The organism is Pseudomonas sp. 21LCFQ010, from assembly GCF_024129905.1.
Lineage (GTDB): Bacteria > Pseudomonadota > Gammaproteobacteria > Pseudomonadales > Pseudomonadaceae > Aquipseudomonas.
Window position 1 is genome coordinate 355,898 of sequence record NZ_JAMYDZ010000001.1, and the last position, 15,328, is coordinate 371,225.

General features: G+C 61.5%; 14 protein-coding genes. 11 read left to right on the top strand and 3 right to left on the bottom strand.

Annotated features, from left to right (window positions below; translation table 11 throughout):
- Positions 1-60 precede the first annotated feature (60 nt).
- The 10 genes from moaB to NJC38_RS01680 all read left to right on the top strand — a co-directional run bounded on the left by moaB (position 61) and on the right by NJC38_RS01680 (position 11,169).
- Entirely contained in the window at positions 61-600 is a 540-nt protein-coding gene (moaB, locus tag NJC38_RS01635; protein ID WP_045490309.1) for a molybdenum cofactor biosynthesis protein B, read from the top strand.
- 6 nt (positions 601-606) lie between these two features.
- Positions 607-1,797, top strand: a complete 1,191-nt coding sequence (glp, locus tag NJC38_RS01640) for a gephyrin-like molybdotransferase Glp (RefSeq protein WP_253110735.1) — start codon at positions 607-609, stop codon at positions 1,795-1,797.
- Between the two features lie 78 nt (positions 1,798-1,875).
- Complete coding sequence (locus tag NJC38_RS01645; protein WP_253110738.1) at positions 1,876-2,808, top strand: glycosyltransferase family 2 protein; 933 nt, start codon at positions 1,876-1,878, stop codon at positions 2,806-2,808.
- Positions 2,809-3,473: 665 nt separating this feature from the next.
- Complete coding sequence (locus tag NJC38_RS01650) at positions 3,474-3,617, top strand: hypothetical protein (RefSeq protein ID WP_253110742.1); 144 nt, start codon at positions 3,474-3,476, stop codon at positions 3,615-3,617.
- A gap of 363 nt (positions 3,618-3,980) precedes the next feature.
- Positions 3,981-6,257: a hypothetical protein gene (locus NJC38_RS01655; RefSeq protein WP_253110745.1), complete on the top strand. Its 2,277-nt coding sequence runs from the start codon at positions 3,981-3,983 to the stop codon at positions 6,255-6,257.
- Between the two features lie 121 nt (positions 6,258-6,378).
- Positions 6,379-6,579, top strand: a complete 201-nt coding sequence (locus NJC38_RS29125; RefSeq protein ID WP_366855344.1) for a hypothetical protein — start codon at positions 6,379-6,381, stop codon at positions 6,577-6,579.
- Between the two features lie 45 nt (positions 6,580-6,624).
- Positions 6,625-6,921, top strand: a complete 297-nt coding sequence (locus NJC38_RS01665; protein ID WP_290447111.1) for an ATP-binding protein — start codon at positions 6,625-6,627, stop codon at positions 6,919-6,921.
- Between the two features lie 221 nt (positions 6,922-7,142).
- Positions 7,143-8,675: an MFS transporter gene (locus NJC38_RS01670; RefSeq protein ID WP_253110751.1), complete on the top strand. Its 1,533-nt coding sequence runs from the start codon at positions 7,143-7,145 to the stop codon at positions 8,673-8,675.
- A gap of 20 nt (positions 8,676-8,695) precedes the next feature.
- Positions 8,696-9,751, top strand: a complete 1,056-nt coding sequence (locus NJC38_RS01675; RefSeq protein ID WP_253110754.1) for an HlyD family secretion protein — start codon at positions 8,696-8,698, stop codon at positions 9,749-9,751.
- Positions 9,748-11,169 carry an efflux transporter outer membrane subunit gene (locus NJC38_RS01680; RefSeq protein WP_253110756.1) on the top strand — a complete coding sequence of 474 codons (1,422 nt, stop codon included), beginning with the start codon at positions 9,748-9,750 and terminating at the stop codon, positions 11,167-11,169. The genes NJC38_RS01675 and NJC38_RS01680 overlap by 4 nt, the downstream gene beginning before the upstream one ends.
- 21 nt (positions 11,170-11,190) lie before the next feature.
- Here NJC38_RS01680 and NJC38_RS01685 read toward each other — a convergent pair whose 3' ends face one another.
- Positions 11,191-13,005 (bottom strand): monovalent cation:proton antiporter-2 (CPA2) family protein, encoded by a 1,815-nt coding sequence (locus NJC38_RS01685; RefSeq protein ID WP_253110758.1) that lies wholly within the window; start codon positions 13,003-13,005, stop codon positions 11,191-11,193.
- 223 nt (positions 13,006-13,228) lie between these two features.
- Here NJC38_RS01685 and NJC38_RS01690 point away from each other — a divergent pair, with 223 nt between their 5' ends.
- A complete protein-coding gene (locus tag NJC38_RS01690) occupies positions 13,229-13,417 on the top strand; it encodes a hypothetical protein (RefSeq protein WP_045490327.1) in 189 nt (62 codons plus the stop codon).
- 18 nt (positions 13,418-13,435) lie between these two features.
- On the opposite strand, the gene NJC38_RS01695 is transcribed toward NJC38_RS01690, so the two are convergent.
- Together NJC38_RS01695 and NJC38_RS01700 are read right to left on the bottom strand one after the other, a co-directional pair.
- Positions 13,436-13,828: a Fe2+/Zn2+ uptake regulation protein gene (locus tag NJC38_RS01695; protein ID WP_045490330.1), complete on the bottom strand. Its 393-nt coding sequence runs from the start codon at positions 13,826-13,828 to the stop codon at positions 13,436-13,438.
- A 203-nt stretch (positions 13,829-14,031) separates the two neighbouring features.
- Positions 14,032-15,042 carry a FecR family protein gene (locus NJC38_RS01700; RefSeq protein ID WP_253110760.1) on the bottom strand — a complete coding sequence of 337 codons (1,011 nt, stop codon included), beginning with the start codon at positions 15,040-15,042 and terminating at the stop codon, positions 14,032-14,034.
- Positions 15,043-15,328 lie beyond the last annotated feature (286 nt).

Below are 15,328 nucleotides of genomic sequence, written 5' to 3' on the forward strand. Positions count from 1 at the left end.
AACAAAGCGGGGCTGTGATATAACACCGGCCTGCCTCATTTCACAACCGGATCAAAGCCCATGAGCGTCAAACCTGATACTCCCTTCGTGCCCTTGAACATCGCCGTGCTGACCGTCAGCGACACCCGCACTCTGGAAACCGACAGCTCCGGGCAGATGTTCGTCGACCGCCTCAGCGCTGCCGGTCATGGCCTGATTGCCCGGGTATTGCTCAAGGATGATCTGTACCGGATCCGTGCCCAGGTCGCGACCTGGATTGCCGACGACGATGTGCAGGTGGTGCTGATTACCGGCGGCACCGGCTTCACCGGCCGTGACAGCACCCCCGAAGCGGTGGCCTGCCTGCTGGACAAGCAGGTCGACGGGTTTGGCGAGCTGTTCCGGCAAATTTCAGTCGCGGATATCGGCACCTCGACCATTCAGTCGCGGGCTCTGGCCGGGCTGGCCAATGGCACGCTGGTGTGCTGCCTGCCGGGTTCGACCAACGCGGTGCGCACCGGCTGGGACGGCATTCTGGCCCAGCAACTCGATTCGCGTTTCAGGCCTTGCAATTTTGTCGCCCACCTGAAAAAAGCCGAACCTTGCGGCACGCGGGGCTGACTGTCGATGATCGCTCTGGAACAAGCCCTGACCCGGCTGCTCGACAGCGCCGCGAGCACTCCGATTCTCGATCATGAGCAGGTCACTCTGGCCGATGCCAAAGGCCGGGTGCTGGCCGAAGACATCATCGCCAGCCTTGACTTGCCGCCCTGGCCCAACAGCGCCATGGACGGCTATGCCTTGCGCGTCGCTGACTGGAATGGTGAGCCGCTGAGCGTCAGCCAGCGGATTTTCGCAGGCCAGGCGCCACAGCCACTGCAGCCAGGCACTTGCGCCCGGATTTTCACCGGTGCGCCAGTGCCGGCCGGTGCCGATTGCGTCGAGATGCAGGAAAACGCCGAGCTGCTGGACGATGGCCGGGTGCGGTTCACCCAAGCGCTGAGCGCGCAGCAGAACATTCGCCCGCAAGGCCAGGAAACCCGTAAGGGTGAGACGGTATTGCAGGCCGGCACCCGGCTCAGCCCGGTCGAGCTGGGCCTGGCGGCATCGCTGGGCGTAGCGCAATTGCGCGTGGTGCGGCGGCCACGGGTGGCCGTGCTGTCCACTGGCGACGAACTGGTCGAGCCCGGTTTGCCGCTCGGGCCGGGGCAGATCTACAACAGCAACCGGGTGCTGCTGTGCAGCTGGCTGCAGGCATTGGAATGTGAGGTGGTGGACGCCGGCATTCTGGTCGATGACCTGCAGCAGACCCGCGCTGCCCTGGCGCGGTTGAGCCGGGTGGACCTGATCGTTTCCACCGGCGGCGTTTCGGTGGGCGAGGCGGATTTTCTCGGCCAGGTGCTGCGCGAAGAAGGTGAACTGGCGCTCTGGAAGCTGGCGATCAAACCTGGCAAGCCGCTGACCTTCGGCCATTACCAGGGCACCCCGGTGATTGGCCTGCCGGGTAATCCGGCTTCGACCCTGGTGACCTTTGCACTGCTGGCCCGGCCATACCTGTTGCGCCGTCAGGGCGTTGCGGCCGTCGCGCCGTTGCAGTTCCAGGTGCCGACCGGTTTTGCCTGGAGCAAGGCCGGCAAGCGCCGCGAGTACCTGCGTGGCCGCCTGGAAAATGGCCGCGCCGTCCCTTACGCCAACCAGAGCTCCGGGGTGTTGCGCAGCGCGGCTTGGGCGCATGGTTTGATCGAGGTACGCGAAGACCGGACCCTGGCCGAGGGCGAACTGGTGAACTTCATCCCGTTGAGCGAAGTGCTGGGCTGAATGGTTGAGTCGCACGGCATGAGCTACCCTCAGAGGCGATAACGAGTTGAGCGATGGATTACGCTCTGGAGTATTGTTATGCCGTCTTTGCGTGTGGCTTGTGTCATCCCGACTTATAACGGGCGTCGGGACCTTGAACGTCTGCTTGATTCGTTGCTTCACCAGAATGCCGCTTTCGATACCCTGATCGTCGACTCCAGTTCCACTGATGGCACCGGTGAGCTGGCCCAGGCGCGCTGCGCCAATGTGCTGGTCATCGACAGCAAGGACTTCAACCACGGCGGCACCCGGCAGATGATGGTCGAGCGCTTCCCTGACTACGACGTCTATGTGTACCTGACCCAGGATGCCTACCTGGAACAGAGCGACGCGATTGCCAATATTCTCCTGCCGTTCGCCGACCCGAAAGTCGCTGCGGTCTGTGGTCGCCAGTTACCACACAAGGACGCCAACCTGCTGGCTCAGCATGCCCGGTTGTTCAACTACCCGCCGGTGTCGCGGATCAAGACCCTGGCCGATGCCGACAGCCTGGGCATCAAGACCCCGTTCATGTCCAACTCGTTCGCGGCCTACCGCCGCGAGGCGCTGCTGGCAGTGGGCGGTTTTCCCCGCCATGTGATCCTCTCGGAAGACATGTACGTGGCGGCGAAGATGCTGCTCGACGGCTGGAAAGTCGCCTACGAAGGCTCGGCGGTGTGCCGCCACTCGCATAACTACAGCCTGGCCGAAGAGTTTCGCCGTTACTTCGATATTGGCGTATTCCAATGCCGTGAGGCCTGGATCTACGACAGCTTCGGTGGCATCGCCGGGGAGGGCATGCGCTACGTGAAATCCGAGCTGGCCTACATCGGCCCGCGGCGCTGGTGGTGGTGGCCGATGTCGATTGTGCGCAATGCCCTGAAGCTGCTGGCCTACAAGCTCAGCCGTCAGGAAAAGCGCTTGCCGACCCGCTGGAAAAAGCGCCTGGGCATGCATAAGCGTTATTGGGACAGTCCGTATGGGCACCTCTAAAAACTACCTGCGTTGCCATCGCTGCGTTGAAAATCGGCTCGTGCGTGGGAAATTGCGCCGCACTTGAACAGTGAGAATCACCGAAGCTGACCAGCTATTTGCATTCGACGTGACCAGTCGTTTTTGTTCAGCGCTACCAGACGCGTCTGAGACCGGTATGGCTTTGGAATCACCGTTGCCCGGCAAGCTATTGTTCAGAGCGATTCGGGCCTTCCGGTGAGGCACCGTGGCGCTTCGTTTGAGGAACATCACGTGGCATCGAAAAAAGCTTCGCTGTGTGCTCGTGCTGATGCCGAGTTGACCCTGTGGCCGATGCTGCACTGACCCAGCAGCAATCGACAAAAATCCAGTACTGCTGATAGTTCACAAGGTAGAGATTAGATCAGTAACATTTTGGTAACTGAATCAACTCTGGATCTGCCGCTAAGGTTTCTTCTTCCTGTGGCGAAATGCCGTTCCGTTTCGATGGAGCTATTGCAGTTCTTCTGAAGGAGCGCCAGGATGAGTGGCTAAACGCCATCGTCCTGGCGATTGATCGGATGCCCGGCAACCAGGTTGCCGAGAGGGCCGGGACACCATCAGACGTTGCAGTGTCCTTGCAAAGGCACGGCTACCCGTACCGTCGATGTCATCTTGATTGTCATTTCGCTAGGGAGAGAGGCTGCATGTCAAATAATGACCCCATTGCCAACTCGGCAGAAACGTACTGGCAACAAATTACCCACCAGGGAACGCCCAACCAGAGTACCCGCATTATTACCGGGGAGGATGCGATCACCCTGTATCAGGATGCTGACTCTGCAAACTAGCAATATTGCATTGGGAACATGGTTTATCTTGCAGGCGAGCAAGATGTAACGATTTACGCAAACCGCGTGTATTTCCCGGCTGGCTCGTTGCTTTTCCCAGGTCGGAACGTCAGCATTTACGCTAGGGAAATCGGCAGCGTGGGGCCAGATGGCGTACCTGCAATCCTCGCGGTAGATGGCGTTGCGGGCGGCCCGGCCGCTCCGAAAGTCCCCAATACTGATCCACCAGGGCCAAGCGGCAACTCAGCCGGCGGTCCCGATCCTGATCCCGGCAGGGGCGGTCAGGGAGCGACCGGGTTGCAAGGAGGGCTGGGGGCGCCAGGGAGCGTTGCCGGCAGTATCTCCCTTTACTGCTATGCCATCTTGCCCAATACCCTTCTGCATCTGTCTGCCGTGGGGGGCATGGGGGGTAACGGACAGGAGGGCCAGGATGGCGGTATCGGTGGACAAGGCGGCGACGTCTACGGTCATTCTTCAGCGCCCGGTGGCCCCGGTGGCCTTGGCGGAACGGGGGGCACTGGTGGTACCGGGGGCACCGGCGGTAGCGGGGGCACGGTAGATCTTTACTGTGTTTCGCAAGTGTCGGCCGGTGCGGTCGTCGTCATCGACACTGCCGGTGGCGCGGGTGGCGCGGGTGGTCCTGGCGGATCAGGCGGGCCTGGCGGTCCCGGTGGCGTCAGCCACTCCGCGATGCCGGGGTACCCCGGTCAACAAGGCAACCCCGGTGCCAGCGGTGGTGCAGGCGCGACAGGTAAGGGCGGTCTGTCCGGAAGCCAGAATGTCGAGGAAAATTCGACGTCCTACACAGCGGCGGCCTTTGCGGGCAATCTCAACCCCTATCAATGCCAGATGGTGATCGAGCGGGCACTGTTGCTGTATCTGGAGGCGGATGGCAGCACGGCGGATCCGCTCTTTGCCCAGGCCTACGATGCGTTTTCATTCTATGCGTCTCTCTACGACCAGACTGCCGCGACACTGAGCGACCCGCTCAAATCAATCCTGGCGCAGGCAACCAGCTACACCGTGCAGCTCAATTCAAAGCTCGACGTGTATGGTCGGCCGTACAACTATGTGCCGCTGGTTTCCTACAACGAATATCAGGCTTTGCTGAACGAGCAACTGGCACTGTTCAAGACCATCGACACCGCATTCAGCCAATACTTTGCCGACTTGAAACAACAGCAACAGACAGCCCAGCATGCCCGGGACTGCATCAACAGTACGACGGATTCCATCGCTAACAACCAGACAAGCATCGCTGCGCTGCTTGACGATGCCAGCGCACTGGTTCCCTCCATCGAAGCTGCGGAACTCGCGGTGGTGCATGCCCAGGCGGTGTTGGAAGCGGCCATCGTCGCGCTGAAGGCCACGATCGAAGGCGACGTTGGTTGTCCATTGACCAATATCCTCGAGTCCGTCGGAATGAGTATCCTGACGAGCGACGAAGTCTCGCCCACCAGCTTGATAACGGCTGCCCTGAGTGGGCTTCTTAGTTACAACCCGAACGTCGTGCCGTTCGGGTTTGGCACCATCAACAGAGCCTTCGTGGTGAGCCTCGTTCAATTCGTCGAGTCCAATGTCCAGAGCATCAAGGAGGGTTACCAGAGCATCGGCAGCCTGATTACCGAGGATGATCCCAACGGCGCGCGTCTGGTGCAGGCCGAGATCCAGTTCGATGAGCTCTACACTCTGTTCTTCAAGCAATGGGGCGTTGCCCAGACAGTCGAGCAGGTGTTCACGGCCTATGTACAGGCTGTCCAGTATCGAAATCAACTGATCAGCAACTACAATGGCGATTACATCCAGGCCTGCACGCTGTGGCAGCGCGACCAGTCATTGCAGCAACTTCTGCTAAAAGCCCAGGACTGCCTGCAGGCAGACAACGACCCAACCTTACCCGAAGTCGTGACGTTTATGAGTCATGCCTACCATCAGGCCAGAAGCGAGTTGATCCACACCCTTTACCTGACCAGTCGCGCACAACAGTTCTGGGCGGTAGCACCATATGACGGGCTTCGCGCCTTGATCGGCCTGGATGACCCGGCGCAGATCAATGCCAGCACCCTGGCTCGGGTCCGGGACCGGCTGCTGGCGGATTTCGAAAGCGCGATCTCCAACCAAGGACAGGTTGCGGAGTCGTTCTCCGAGCTGCAGATCGTCATCAATGACAGCGATACCCTCATGGCCTTCCGGGACGATCCGCAGTTGCTCATACCTATTGCACCGGTCATGGCCGATACCCCGGCATCTGCCCTGCAGCCCTTTGCCGGGCTTGCCAATGTGCGGCTGACGACGGTGCGGGTCTACGTCGAGGGCGCCAGCACGGCCAATGGGGCGCTGCGGGTATCGATCATGCACGGCGGTTATGAAACCATCGTGTCGACGGAGAATGTCGCCATGAGCTTCATTCACAAACCACTGAGCGTCACCTTCCAATACGCTCTTGCGGCGCCGGACAGCATCACGATCGATGGAACGATAGGCAGTACGACGCCCAACGACAACTTTGCCTTGATCGGCCCGTTTACCACATGGAGCGTGAAGGTCGATCCACAGTTGAACGTCGGACTGGATCTCAGCCAGGTCACCAGCATAACCATCGAGTTTGCCGGCACCTTCAGTTCCTTCCCCCAAGTATGAACGAGCGTCTTCCATGATTGGGGGATCGGTCATGGAAGGCGCCCAGCCGGCAATATTCCCTCTTTGATTTATCTGATAGTAATTACCATTTACGGCACGCCCTCCCACCGGAGGGCACTCCGTGATCAACGACGAACTGACGCAGGTCCACACCGAGCACAACGGCTGGTTCAAGCAGCGGTTGTACCGTCGCCTTGGCAGCTCGGCGCAGGCGGCGGACTTGGCTCAAGACACCTTCCTGCGGGATGCCTTGCTCGACGGGCTGAAACCGATGCTGCTTTCGGTGTTGACGCGTGCTTTGGGTGTTTTTTATCGCCACTGAAGGTCGTTCACGGCTGATACCGGTAAAACCTGACTCACATGTGCCCTGGGAAACCAGGCGTGCCGTCAAGGGATGCACACGACCTACCGAACCGCGTCGAAACTCTTCGAAGACATCGCGCTTTCATATGTTGATCATTCGTTCCCGAAACTTCGCCGCCAATTCATCCGGGCGGAACTGCTCATCATCGATGATCTGGGCATCGGAGGGATCGACGATCAGTTGGGCCGTTTTTTGCTGGATGTGATCGATCAGCAGTCACAAAGCGGGGCGCTGCTGGTCAAGTCAATGCAATTACCCACGTGCGTGAGTCCGATCAAAATGCTCATTTACAACTCGTAAAGTCGAACGCAACTCCGATCGTTTTTCGCCGGTTTTCGCCTTGCGTTAACTGCCTCGCCTACGTTCTTTGAGGCGCCCCTATGCCTGAAATAACGCCAAGAGCAATCCGCGGGCTGTTACACATGCGTCTGATGCACTAATAAGCTGCCTAAATGTAAATTTTCTTTACCAGGCCGGCTGCTTAGACTTTTCCGGGTATTGAATGCCCGGATTGTTTGTTGATGACCTCCCTCGCTTCTCCTGCTGCGGCTGCGCCCGTTCAGCCAGCCGCTCCGGCATTCGGCCTTGAGCGGATCATCGGTCTGTTGGGCGTATTGCTCGCTGTACTGGTTGCCGGTATCAACGATGGGGTGACCCGCATCGCCATGGCCGATATTCGCGGCGCGATGTTCATTGGCGCCGATCAAGCCAGTTGGTTGATCGCCTGCTACTCGGCCAGCTCCGTCGCGGCCATGGCCTTCGCACCCTGGTTTGCGGTCACCCTGTCGTTACGGCGGTTTACGCTCGGCGCGATTGCCGTCTTTGTCCTGCTGGCGCTGCTCTGCCCACTGGCACCCAATTACCCGAGCCTGCTGCTGTTGCGGGTACTGCAAGGGCTGGCGGCCGGTTGTCTGCCGCCGATGCTGATGACCGTCGCGCTGCGCTTTCTGCCGCCCTCGATCAAGATCTTTGGCCTGGCTGGCTATGCCTTGACCGCCACTTTCGGGCCGGGGTTGGGCACGCCGCTGGCGGCGTTGTGGACCGAGTATTTCAGTTGGCAGTGGACCTTCTGGCAGGTGATCCCGCCGTGTCTGGTGGCGATGATCGCCATCGCCCATGGCATCGTCCAGGATGCCCCGCGCCTGGAGCGTTTCCGCGCTTTTAACTGGCGCGGCCTGTTGCTGGGGCTGCCGGCGATTGTCATGACGGTCGCAGGCTTGCTGGAAGGCAACCGGCTGGACTGGTTTGAATCGTCGCTGATCTGCTTTTTGCTGGTTGGCGGGCTGCTGTTGCTGGTGGCGTTTCTGGTCAGTGAATGGTTCGTCGAGGTGCCGTTCTTCAAACTGCAACTGCTGGCCGGGCGCAATTTGTCCCACGCCTTGCTGACCCTTGGCGGGGTGCTGGTGGTGCTCACTGCCGTGGCCTCGATTCCTTCGGCCTACCTGGCCCAGGTGCATGGCTATCGGCCGTTGCAGACCGCGCCGCTGATGCTGCTGGTGGCCGTGCCGCAGTTGCTGGTGCTGCCGCTGCTTGCGCTGCTGTGCAACATCCGTCGGGTCGACTGCCGCTGGGTGCTGACCCTTGGTTTGCTGCTGCTGGCGGTGCATTGCGCGCTGGCCACGCAGATGACCTCGGCCTGGATTCGTGACAACTTTTACCTGCTGCAGGTGTTGCAGGTGTTCGGTCAGCCCATGGCGGTGCTGCCGTTGCTGATTCAGTCCACCAGCGGTATCGCCCCGCCGGACGGCCCCTTCGCTTCGGCCTGGTTCAATACCGTGCGCGGTCTGGCCACGGTGGTTGCCACGGCGGTCGTGGAGGCCCTGACCACGGCCCGTCAGCATTTTCACTCCAACACCCTGGTCGACCGGCTGGGCAATTCACCCTGGCTGAGCGACGGCGCCGAACCGGCCGCCTTGAGCCATCGCCTGCATGAGCAGGTCGTGGTGCTGACCAGTGCCGATCTTTATTACTGTATGGGCTGGCTCGCGTTAGCCCTGATTGTGCTGATTCCGATCATGCCGACGCGGGTTTATCCGCCGCGGGCATTGTCCTGATTTTCCGGAGAACAACGTTCATGAACATGACCTCGAAACAGACCCTGGCGCTGTGCGGCGCGGCGCTGTTGCTCGCCGCGATCGGGCTGTACGCACTGGCCGGTCAGGGCGATCGGCAGAGCACCGATGACGCCTTCATTGCGGCCGATTACTCGGTGGTCGCGCCCAAGGTCTCGGGCTTTATCAGTGAGGTACTGGTGGACGATAACCAACAGGTCAAGGCCGGGCAGTTGTTGGCGCGAATCGATGACCGTGATCTGCAGACGGCCGTTACCGCTGCCGAGGCCGAGGTGCAGGCGGCCACCGCCCGGCGCGATGAGGCCAGCGCCCTGTTGCAGCGCCAGGACTCAGTGATCGCCAAGGCCCGCGCCGCGTTACTGGCCAGCCAAGCGGCGCTGACCTTTGCCGGCCAGGAACGTACCCGCTATGAGCATCTGGCCGGCAGCGGCGCCGGCACTGTGCAAAATGCCCAGCAGGCACGCACCCGGATCGAAACCGCCAATGCCCAGCACAGCAGTGCAGTGGCATCGCTGGCTGCCGAGCATAAACAGGTCGACATCCTCCTCGCCCAGCAACACAGCGCTGAAGCCGCCTTGCTGCGCGCGACTGCGGCGCTGGAGCAGGCGCGCCTGCAATTGTCATACACCCACATCGTCGCACCGATTGACGGCACGGTGGGCGAGCGGGCCTTGCGGGTCGGTAATTACGTGGTGCCGGGCAGCCGCCTGCTGTCGCTGGTGCCGTTGCAGCAGGCGTATGTTGTCGGCAACTTTCAGGAGACCCAGTTGACCCACGTGAGCATCGGCCAGCCGGTGCAGGTGCGTGTCGACACTTATCCGGACCAGCTACTCAAGGGCCATGTCGACAGCATCGCGCCGGCCACCGGGGTGACCTTTGCCCTGATTAAACCGGATAACGCCACCGGCAACTTCACCAAGGTCGTGCAGCGCATTCCGGTGAAAATCGTCCTTGAGCCGGGTCAGCCACTGGCCCGGCAACTGCGGGTCGGCATGTCGGTACAGGCCAGCATCGATACCGAGGCGTTGCACGCTACTGAGCAGGTGACGACGCGATGACCGGGTTACGAATCTGCGCGTTGGGTGTGATCGCCTGCGCGGTGTTGAGTGGCTGCCAGGTGGGCAAGGATTTTCAGCCGCCAGAGAGCGACAGCCGCATCGAATGGTTGCCGGTCAGTGGTGAGGCGGCGCCCAGCCAGCCGGTTGCTGCGCCGATCAATGCGCGCTGGTGGGAGGTGTTCAACGACCCGCTGCTGTCGTCGCTGATCGACCGCGCAACGCTGGCGAGCCTTGATCTGCGTATTGCCGCCACGCGTCTGGAGCAAAGCCGGGCGGCGTATCGGGTGAGCACTGGTGAGCAGTTGCCGCAGCTCGATGGCACTCTCGGCTACCAGCGCAAGCGCAACAGTGGCAAGGGCTTGAACGATCCATCCGGCCAGCAGGGCAGGGCGCCGTTTGAGCAGTGGGATAGCGGCCTGAGCGCCAGTTGGGAGCTCGATTTCTGGGGCCGGGTACGCCGCGAAGTCGAGGCTGCCGGCGCCCGGGTCGAGATGGCTGAGAGCGATCAGCACGCGGCCTTGCTGGCCTTACAGGCCGAGGTGGCGCGCCAGTATCTGGCCCTGCGTGGCGTGCAGAGCAGCCATGAGGTGACCCGCCAGAATCTGGCGCTGGCGCGCAGCAGCCTTGAGCTTTCTCGCGAGCGGCTGCGCAACGGCGTCGCTACCGAGCTGGATGTGGCTGAAGCGGCGGCGCAAGTCGCGGCGGTGGAATCGCGCCTGCCGGTGCTGGAGCAGCGGCAGGCGCAGTTGATCAACGCCCTGGGCTTGCTGCTGGCGCAAACCCCGCGAGCCTTGCAGCGCGAGCTGGAGCAGCCGGTACAAATGGCCGCCGTGCCGTTGCAGGTTCCGGTCGGCTTGCCATCGGAGCTGGCCGAGCGGCGTCCGGACATCCGCCGCGCCGCCGCCCGCCTGCATGCCGCGACGGCCAGCACGGGGGTGGCGCAAGGTGATTTCTACCCGCGCATCACCCTGTCAGGCAATGTCGGTCTGCAAGCGTTGCAGTTGTCCGACCTGGGCAGCTGGGGGGCGCGGCAATTCGCGTTCGGGCCGCAGCTCAGCCTGCCGATTTTCAATGGCGGGCGCTTGCGCGGCATGTTGCAACTGCGTGAGGCCCAAGAACAGGAGGCGGCGCTGGCCTACCAGCAGACCGTGCTGCGAGCCTGGCAGGAAATCGACGATGGCATGAGCCTGTACAACGCCAGCCAGTTGCAGCAGCGCAAGCTCCAGGAAGCGGTGCAACATAACCAGATGGCCCTGGCTGCCGCCAAACGCCAGTACGTCGAAGGGGTGGTGGACTTTCTCAACGTGCTGTCGGTGCAGCGGGCGTTGCTCAGTACCCAGCAGCAGTGGGTCCAAAGCTCCACCACCCAGGCCCAGGCCTTGGTCAGCCTGTATGCAGCGCTGGGCGGTGGCTGGTGAGGCCGCCACCGCTCACGACGCTCAGGGTTTGAGCGCAGCCTGTTCTTCCAGGCGGTCGGTTTCGAACAGTTGCTCAAGTTCCTTGCGCGCCTCGCGGGCGGTCTGCAGAACCTTGGCAGCGTCGTCGTAGACCTTGTGCTGTTCGGCCAGCACTGCTTCGTCATGGCACTTGAAGCGCTGGATGCGCGCCTGGGCCTGGCTTTCCGAGAGGCCCAGGCCAAGCAGGGTCTGGCGGCCCATTTCCAGGCTTGAGTGGAAGGTTTCGCGCACCGCATGGGCACCGACGTCGATCAGCCGGTGCACGTGCTGGCGGTTGCGCGCCCGGGCGATGATCTTCATGTGCGGGTAGAGCTTGCGCACCAGTTCGGCGGTCTTGATGTTGGTGTCCGGGTCGTCGGTGGCGATGACAAAGAATTCGGCGTCCTGGACCCTGGCGGCGCGCAGGATTTCCGGGCGCAGCGGGTCACCGTAAAACACCGGCACATTGCCGAAGCTGCGGGTGAACTCGATGGTTTCCACCGACATGTCCAGGGCCACGAAAGGGATCTGCTGGGCACGCAGGATCCGCGCGACGATCTGCCCCATGCGGCCCATGCCGGCAATCACTACCCGCGGGTTGTCGCTGTGGATCTCACTGTACTCCTCGGGCACCGGGGCGGCGGCTTTGGGGCGCGGCTTGATCCAGCGTGCCACGGCCATGAACAGCAACGGGGTCATGGCCATCGACAAGGTGATGGTCAGCACCAGAATGTCGTAGACCCGTGGCTCGAACAGGCCGTTGCTGCTGCCGAGCTTGAACACCACGAAGGCAAACTCGCCACCGGCAGCCAATACCAGCCCTAACTGAAATGCACTCTGGCGCTCCAGCCCGGCAGCCATGCGGCCGATGAACATCAGCAGCGGCAGTTTCAGGGCAATCAGCAGCAGGGTCAGGCCCAGCACAGTAATTGGAGCACTGAGCAGCAGGCTCAGGTTGGCACCCATGCCGACGCTGATGAAAAACAGGCCCAGCAGCAGGCCCTTGAACGGCTCGATCTGTGCTTCAAGCTCATGGCGGTATTCGGAATCAGCCAGCAGCAGGCCAGCCAGAAACGCGCCCAGGGCCATCGACACACCGACCAGCTCCATCAGCCAGGCGGTGCCGATCACCACCAACAGGGCGGTGGCGGTGGACACTTCCTGGATCTTGGTCCGTGCCACGATGCGAAACACCGGACGCAGCAGGTAACGCCCGCCAATCACCACGATCGCGATGCTGCCGACCACTTCCAGGGCGTGGGTCAGGCTTGCACCAGGGGCGAGGTCCTGATTGGCACCGGCCAGCACTGGCACCAGGGCAATCAGCGGGATGGCGGCGATGTCCTGAAACAACAGAATGGCAAATGCAGTGCGCCCGTGCGGGCTGTTGAGTTCTTTACGCTCGGCCAGGCTTTGCAAGCCGAACGCCGTTGAAGACAGTGCCAGGCCCAGACCGAGCACGATCGCGGTGTTCAACGGCTGGTCGAACGCCAGCAGGGCGATGCCGCCAATCACCACGCCGCACAGCAGCACCTGCAGCATGCCGACCCCGAACACCGCTTTGCGCATGACCCACAAGCGCTTGGGCGACAGCTCCAGGCCAATGATGAACAGTAGTAATACCACCCCAAGTTCCGAGATGTGGCTGACACTCTCTGGATTCCCTATCAGGCCCAGCACCGAGGGGCCGATGATCACACCGGCGAACAGGTAACCCAGCACCGAGCCCAGTTGCAGGCGCTTGGCCAGCGGAACGGTGAGGACGGCGGCGAACAGGAAAACGACAGCGGCCTGCAGCAGGCTGCCTTCATGGGGCATGGTCAAACTCCTTTGCATAACAGCAGCATCAGGCCGTGCGCCTGAGCAGAGCGGCATTAAACACAGGCATTGTTGACAGGGCAATGTCGGCGGCGTTGCATCGCGTTCGCGCAGGCGCCAGGGAAGGGCGCTGGATGGTTTATCGCGGTGCTGCTCTGCGCGTAACATAGGCGCGCCTTGCTGCTGCAATCGGGCAGCCCATGTTGAATTGACAGGAACCCTCATGAGTAACAAACAACGCTTGATCTATTCGCTGCTGATTGCCTTGGGCGTGCTGGCAATCATGCTTGGACTCACCCGTTTACAGGATACCGGTGTGATCAGCGAAAAAACCTTCCAGTACATTGCCATCGCGGTGGCGGTGCTGGTGGTGGTTCTCAACGGCATCATGCGCCGCAAGGTCAAGCGTTGAGCATTGCTGGTATCCGGTTCACTGGACTGGCTGGTCATCTTCCGTGTTCAGCCATTGCAGTGCCTTGGGGTGCAAGGAGTAGGTCTTGTCGCTGGCCAGTACAATCACGCCTTCGTCACACAGCCGCTTGAGCACTTCGCGCACGCTGAGAAACGACAGCGGCACATCCAGGCGCAACAAGTGGCTGTGAATGCCGCGAACCCCCATGGGCTGACCTTCTTCGCCAGCAGCCAGCAGGGTGTCGAGTACTTTGAGCCGAACCAGGCTGGTACGCAGCCCGAAGGCTTTGAGCAAGGCTCTGATCTGTTCGTTGCCGCCCCGTTCGTGGTCGGCCGGCGCGGCGCTGGCCTGGGCGGCCATGGCCGTCTGCTTCAGGATGGAACGGGTGGTGATTCCTTGGCGGTTGAGCATGCGCAAACTCCCTTTCAGGCTTCAATTTTCTCGGTTTCCATCTACTAAGACGGATGAGCGCGAAAAAACCTCATCTGCCGGGCGAAATAATTTGCCGGCAGGCACTGTCGGGATGCTCAAAAAGCTCTCGCAGACCTTTATATCCGTGGCCTGCAAGGGATCATGAAGATTTTTTAAGGTTGCGTGTCGGGAGGTGAGCCCGATCAGCTGCGCGGAGGCGTGGCGGGCTGGCGATACAGCACCGGGTTGCCCTGGGCGTTGGGGATGATCTGCACCGGCAGTACCTGTGGCAGTGCATTGACCAGTGCCGACATCTCTCGGGTGTTGTAATTCAGGCCCAGGCGCAGATCGCCGGTTGCACTGTCGGCGAGCATCACCGGTGTGCTCAGGTAGCGGTTGATCAGCGGCAGTGCCAGGCGCAGCGGCAGGTCATTGAACACCAGCTTGCCGTAACGCCAGGCCAGGCTGGTGTCGGCCGTGCGGGAGTGGCTGATGGTCGGTTGCGTATCACCGGCCTGGTAACCCGCCTGCATACCGGGCCTGAGCTGCACGCTGTGCTCGGGGTGGGCGCGGTCACTGACCACCTGGACCGAACCCTCGACCAGCATGACCTGCACCTGCTGCTGGTACAGCCATACGTTGAAGCGCGTGCCGGTGGCCTCGATGCTGCCCTGGCCGGCCTGCACGATGAAGGGATGCAGGGCATCGCGCGCCACTTCAAAGAACGCTTCGCCTTTATCCAGGCTGATGATGCGTCGGTCCCGGTAGCCGGTATAGGTCAGACGGGTATTGATATTGAGTTCCACCCGGCTGCCGTCGGGCAGTGTGACAATGCGCGTGTTTTTGTCGGCTTGCTGACTCTCGTACTGGCTCGGTATCCAGCCTTGGTGCCAGCCGACCAGTAATGCCATGGCACTGGCAGCGGCAAACAAAAAGACCTGCCGGTGACGTCTTGGTCGGCTGCCGGGGGACGCGGCGTTGTCGGCCACAGGCGAGACTGGCGCTGTGATTGCGGGCTTGAGTCCTTCGCAGGCGGCCCAGGTGCCGCCCATGGCCTGGTACTCGCGGGCATGGCGTGGATCAGCGGCCAGCCACTGGGTGAACTGATGGCGCTCGACGTCCGTGCAATCGTCTTCCTGCAGGCGCATGAACCACTGCGCAGCGGTCTCGATGATCGCGTCGTCGCTGACTTGACTGGACGTTGTCTGGTGCATGGGTTCTCCGCTGTCGCCAGAAAGGATTCTACCTCTGGCTATTGACGAGTGAGAACCATGGATAACCAGTCAGGCTCATATCTGGTTGCATTTTTCTGTAAATGTCACACGCTCTCATTCATTTAGTCGAAAACGTGGTTTTTCTGGCGTCAGAAACGCTCTGGAGCGGCTTCTTCAGCTGTCACCTGCACCAATGTGGATGAATCTGCTGCCTGCGGTTCAGGCGGGGCGAAGATGATTCGCCGGTCGGCATCATGGGGGCACACGCTACCGTTCGTCGTGGTCA

Excerpts from the sequence above, each read along its gene's own strand:
- moaB (WP_045490309.1), top strand. The coding sequence starts at position 61 with ATGAGCGTCAAACCTGATACTCCCTTCGTGCCCTTGAACATCGCCGTG.
- glp (WP_253110735.1), top strand. The coding sequence starts at position 607 with ATGATCGCTCTGGAACAAGCCCTGACCCGGCTGCTCGACAGCGCCGCG.
- NJC38_RS01645 (WP_253110738.1), top strand. The coding sequence starts at position 1,876 with ATGCCGTCTTTGCGTGTGGCTTGTGTCATCCCGACTTATAACGGGCGT.
- NJC38_RS01650 (WP_253110742.1), top strand. The coding sequence starts at position 3,474 with ATGTCAAATAATGACCCCATTGCCAACTCGGCAGAAACGTACTGGCAA.
- NJC38_RS01670 (WP_253110751.1), top strand. The coding sequence starts at position 7,143 with ATGACCTCCCTCGCTTCTCCTGCTGCGGCTGCGCCCGTTCAGCCAGCC.
- NJC38_RS01675 (WP_253110754.1), top strand. The coding sequence starts at position 8,696 with ATGAACATGACCTCGAAACAGACCCTGGCGCTGTGCGGCGCGGCGCTG.
- NJC38_RS01680 (WP_253110756.1), top strand. The coding sequence starts at position 9,748 with ATGACCGGGTTACGAATCTGCGCGTTGGGTGTGATCGCCTGCGCGGTG.
- NJC38_RS01685 (WP_253110758.1), bottom strand. The coding sequence starts at position 13,005 with ATGCCCCATGAAGGCAGCCTGCTGCAGGCCGCTGTCGTTTTCCTGTTC.
- NJC38_RS01690 (WP_045490327.1), top strand. The coding sequence starts at position 13,229 with ATGAGTAACAAACAACGCTTGATCTATTCGCTGCTGATTGCCTTGGGC.
- NJC38_RS01695 (WP_045490330.1), bottom strand. The coding sequence starts at position 13,828 with ATGCTCAACCGCCAAGGAATCACCACCCGTTCCATCCTGAAGCAGACG.
- NJC38_RS01700 (WP_253110760.1), bottom strand. The coding sequence starts at position 15,042 with ATGCACCAGACAACGTCCAGTCAAGTCAGCGACGACGCGATCATCGAG.